Here is a 3394-nt window from a genome sequence, read left to right as displayed (position 1 = left end):
ATCCGCTTCGTCGATCTGACTCAGATGCAGTCCCACGACCTCACCGTAGCCGACCGCCTGACGCGGAGCGTCACAGCGCTCGCCACCCTGGTAGAAACCGGCGACCCGGCCGACGGGCTGACCGTAGTTGCCCCTCACCACGTCAGGCGGGGCTACGACTGATACGGGGCTCGCGGTCCGGCGCGTTGTCAGTCCGCGGATGCCGGCTCGGCGGGCCGGGGCCGAGCCGTAAAGAAGCGGATGATATCTTCCGCTGCGGTTGGAGACAGCATCATCGCCTGGACTCGCGCGGACATCTCGGCGATCGGACGGGTCCTGGTGAACATTTCGTGTTCGTACGCCCGGATCGCCGAGTGCGGGCCGGCGGGGTTGGCAACCAGTTCGCGGGCGAGTTCCGCGGCGTCAAGCATGGCCTGGTTGGCGCCCTCACCGACCGGCGGCATGAGATGCGCGGCGTCGCCGATCAGGGTAACGCCCGGCTGGCTGGCCCAGCGTGTACCGATCGGCATCGCCTCGATCCGGCGCGGCGTCACCGCGCTGTCGCTGGCTTCGATGAGTGCGGTGAGGCCTGGATCCCAGCCGTCGAACATGTCCAGCAGAGCACGCTTACTACTGATGTGGCGGTCCTCCGCGCGCAGGGACGCCGCGACTCGCAGACTGCCGTCGCCGCTGCGTTGCGCCGCCAGGATCTGGCTTACGCCGACGCACCACAGGTTCCCGGGACCGACCAGCTCGGCGATGTCCGGGTGGCGCCGGTCGACGTCGCTGATGGTCAGCTCAGCCAAGGTGGCGACGTAGGTCAGTTTCGCGTCGGTCAGCAGCGACCGAACTATCGATCGTGCGCCGTCCGCGCCGATGAGGATCTCGCAGTCTGTTCGGCGGCCGCCCTGAAATTCCAGCCCGAAGCCCCCGTCAGGTCCCGGTGTCGCCGCGACGAGATGGTGCCCCCATACGACCGCGTCGTATGGGAGTGAATCGAGCAGAAGTTCACGCAGTGCGCTCCGGTCGATCTCGGGTCGTCCGGCGAACGAGCCAGGCTGCGGCTTGTGGTGCAGGAGGGTCCGGCCGGCCGGGTCGAGGATGCGAAGTTCCTCGCCCTCGGGTCGCGCCGCAGATCGGAATCGGCCGGTGAGGCCCGCTTCCGCCAGGGCATGTTGCCCGGACTCCGGGTGCAGGTCGAGCGAGCCGCCCTGTGATCGGGCCGATCGGCTGGCCTCGCGCTCGTACACCACCGCATCGATGCCGTGTCGGTGCAGGATCCGGGCCAGGGTCAACCCACCGAGGCCGCCACCAGCGATCGCTATGGACATCATGATCGACTTCCTTAACGTACGATGTATCTTGTGAGTACACCGTACCTTAACCGAGCGCACCCGTACCTTAACGAGGTGGAACCCGTCTGGGAGCGGCCCGAACCGCGAGCGCGAGCGGCGCCGGTGCCGTTGAACCGCGAGAAGATCACCGCTACGGCGATCCGAGTGGCTGATGAGCATGGCCTCGATGGGCTGTCGATTCGCAAGATTGCCAAAGAGCTCGGCGTCGGTCCGATGCGGCTCTACAACTACGTGGTCAACAGATCCGAGCTGCTCGATCTGATGGTCGACGCTGTCTATGCCCGGATCGCCGAGGCCGGCCGGCAGTCCGACTGGCGTGCCACGGTCCTGGCCATCGCCCACATGACCCGGGTCGCCGCCCTTGAACATGAATGGTTTTCCGACCTACTCGGTGGTAGGCCACGCCTGGGTCCGCACGCGCTCGCCGTGGGTGAATCGACCGCGGCGGCGCTCAGCCAGGCCCCGGGCGTGCGCGATGTCGCCGACCTGCAGCGGGCCACGGGAACCCTGAGCGCCTTCATCATCGGCGCGCTGCGCAGAGAGGTCACCGAGCGGCGCACCGCCCGTTCCACCGGCACCAACGAGGCCGCCTGGCAGGCCAGCCTCGGCCCCTACCTGACCCGTCAGCTGGAAACCGGCGAGTACCCCACCATCGCCCGGCTCGTCGTCGACGGCGCCCACCTCGACGCCAAGGAAAATTTCGATCGCAACCTGACCACCATCCTGGACGGCATCTCCAGTCGTCCCTCCAGGTGACCTCTGCTCGCAAGCCGTGGCTGGCCGAGCACCGGAACGCCTGGTACCGCCCCGGCACTGCGGCTCGTCACCCGCGGACCCAAAACCGGGCGGTACGTGTCAGATGGGTGCGGACCGTCCCGTCCCACTCCATCTTTCCGAGACTGGCTGGTCCAGCACCATCCCGATCAGCAGCGCCAACGGGTCGTTCGTCAGCAGTTCGTCCGCCTCGTCGATCTGACTCAGATGCAGTCCCACGACACAACCGTAGCCGACCACGGTGCGGCAGCTGCCGCACCGCCGGGATCGCCGCACAGGCGGTCGCGGACGTGGGTCAGCTTGAGCTGGTAAACGAGTTTGACAGCGCGGCCGCCGGGTCCACCAGATCCACCAGGCATAGCGGGCGCACCGGGTCGGCCCGGCCGACATGGACTCGTTCCAGCTTGCCACGAGTGTTGCTGTCAGATCTCGCCATCATATTGCGCATGGCGCGGACGATCACGCTTCGGCTCTCGGACGAGGCGTACGAGGCCGTCAAGCGGTATGCCGAAACCGACGAGGGGTTCCGCGTCAGGCTGGGCGAGGGCCAGTGGACGCGACAACACCATTTGTGATCTTGCGATCCTCCAGCCAGCTAGACTATGGGGCAGCGTCGAGCCGAGGGAGTCGATCGTGAGCGTCGAGGCGTCCGAGCTGGTCACCATCCCCCGCGTGGAGCTGGAGTCGCTGCGAGCCGAGGTGCGGCGCCTGCGGCTCGAGGTCGGCCGGACAGTAGCCAGGGCGCGCATCCAGGCCGACCAGGGTGCTGGCGACGATGCGCCAACCTTCTCCCGCAGCCAGCTCGCCGAGGTATGGGGAATCGGTGAGTGATCGCCTCGTACGATTCCCGGGAACGTCCTGGCAGGAGATTGATGCCTTGCCACAGGCATTGCGGTGGGCGGTCCAGCGAACGATCTTTCACCTGCTCGACGAACCTGTTCCGGCACTTGCGGATCCGTTCCCGATGGATGACCCGTTGCCGGGGTCCTACGAACTCCACCTGCCGTCCGACGGCGTGACCGTCTGGTACACAGTCACTGCACACGAGGGCCAAGAGATCATCAGCATTCAGTATGTCCGGCTGGACACCTGACAGGGACGGACACGCCGCCGAGAGCACCGAGCACAGCGAGTCACTGGACCACAGGCCAGCATCGACGCCTCGACCGCACTAGCAGTCATAAAGTTACGGGGTGTGACACGAGTGCGGGCACCGAGTGCGATAACGTCGCGACCGCAGAGTGCCTGACGAGCGAGCCCGTCAGGTCAGGCGGTTCCTGCCTTGG

5 protein-coding genes are annotated in these 3394 nt (G+C 66.8%); 3 read left to right on the top strand and 2 right to left on the bottom strand.

The genetic code is table 11. The annotated features are described in order from the left end of the window. Positions 1-188: 188 nt before the first annotated feature. Positions 189-1313 (bottom strand): FAD-dependent oxidoreductase, encoded by a 1125-nt coding sequence (locus AC5LUJ_RS02945; RefSeq protein WP_493464418.1) that lies wholly within the window; start codon positions 1311-1313, stop codon positions 189-191. Between the two features lie 123 nt (positions 1314-1436). On the opposite strand from AC5LUJ_RS02945, the gene AC5LUJ_RS02940 reads away from it, so the two are divergent. Next, positions 1437-2090 (top strand): TetR/AcrR family transcriptional regulator, encoded by a 654-nt coding sequence (locus tag AC5LUJ_RS02940; protein WP_493464417.1) that lies wholly within the window; start codon positions 1437-1439, stop codon positions 2088-2090. Positions 2091-2189: 99 nt separating this feature from the next. On the opposite strand, the gene AC5LUJ_RS02935 is transcribed toward AC5LUJ_RS02940, so the two are convergent. Next, positions 2190-2327, bottom strand: coding sequence for a hypothetical protein (locus AC5LUJ_RS02935; RefSeq protein WP_493464416.1), 138 nt, complete (start codon positions 2325-2327; stop codon positions 2190-2192). A 414-nt stretch (positions 2328-2741) separates the two neighbouring features. On the opposite strand from AC5LUJ_RS02935, the gene AC5LUJ_RS02930 reads away from it, so the two are divergent. Together AC5LUJ_RS02930 and AC5LUJ_RS02925 are read left to right on the top strand one after the other, a co-directional pair. Continuing rightward, entirely contained in the window at positions 2742-2939 is a 198-nt protein-coding gene (locus tag AC5LUJ_RS02930; protein ID WP_493464415.1) for a hypothetical protein, read from the top strand. Beyond that, positions 2932-3201, top strand: a complete 270-nt coding sequence (locus tag AC5LUJ_RS02925) for a hypothetical protein (protein ID WP_493464414.1) — start codon at positions 2932-2934, stop codon at positions 3199-3201. The genes AC5LUJ_RS02930 and AC5LUJ_RS02925 overlap by 8 nt, the downstream gene beginning before the upstream one ends. The last annotated feature ends 193 nt before the right edge of the window (positions 3202-3394 follow it).

It is taken from the genome of Protofrankia sp. CiP1_Cm_nod3, assembly GCF_982290655.1.
Note: the sequence above shows the minus strand (reverse complement) of the source record. Positions and strands in the feature narration are given on the sequence as shown.